This window comes from Acidovorax cavernicola (genome assembly GCF_003581445.1).
In genome coordinates this window covers 1-667 of the sequence record NZ_QXMN01000313.1, presented here as the reverse complement: position 1 = coordinate 667, position 667 = coordinate 1, and the positions used below count along the sequence as shown (strand labels likewise).

Here is a 667-nt window from a genome sequence, read left to right as displayed (position 1 = left end):
ACCTGCAGCTGCAGCCGCTGGCCGAGCGCTTTCTCGACGAGCTTTCGGGCGGCCAGCGCCAGCGCGCCTACATCGCCATGGTGTTGTGCCAGGACACGCCCTACATGCTGCTCGACGAGCCGCTCAACAACCTCGACATGGCGCATGCGGTGGCGATGATGAAGCTGCTGCGGCGTGCGGTCGACGAGCGCGGCAAGACCGTGGTGGTGGTGCTGCACGACATCAACTTCGCGGCCTGTTACGCCGACCACATCATCGCCATGCGGGACGGCGGCGTGGCCCATGAAGGCCCGCCGCAGCAGGTGGTGCAGGACCAGGTGCTGTCAGCGCTTTATGGCATCGAGGTCACGGTGCATGAGGTCAAGGGCCAGCGGCTCTGTCACTACTTCGCTTAACGCTGGCGCTCCAAGAGCATCGAGTCGCCGTAGCTGAAGAAGCGGTAGTGGTGGGCGATCGCCTGCTGGTAGAGCGACATCACCTGTTCGTAGCCGGCCAGCGCGCTGACCAGCATCATCAGCGTGCTCTTGGGCAGGTGGAAGTTGGTGACCAGCATGTCGACCACTTCGAACTGGAAGCCCGGCGTGATGAAGATGTTGGTGTCGCCCTGGATGTTGCCGCTTTTGGCCCAGGACTCGAGTGTGCGCACCGTGGTCGTGCCCACGGCAAT

The 667-nt window shown here is 63.7% G+C and carries 2 protein-coding genes; one reads left to right on the top strand and one right to left on the bottom strand.

The annotated features are described in order from the left end of the window. Window positions 1–395: ATP-binding cassette domain-containing protein (locus D3H34_RS33390; protein WP_119558919.1), on the top strand; the 395-nt coding region annotated here is incomplete at its 5' end. Here D3H34_RS33390 and D3H34_RS33385 read toward each other — a convergent pair. Beyond that, the coding region (locus tag D3H34_RS33385; protein WP_167481333.1) for an S-adenosylmethionine:tRNA ribosyltransferase-isomerase at window positions 392–667 on the bottom strand (276 nt) is incomplete at its 5' end. The two genes, D3H34_RS33390 and D3H34_RS33385, sit on opposite strands and share 4 nt — an antisense overlap.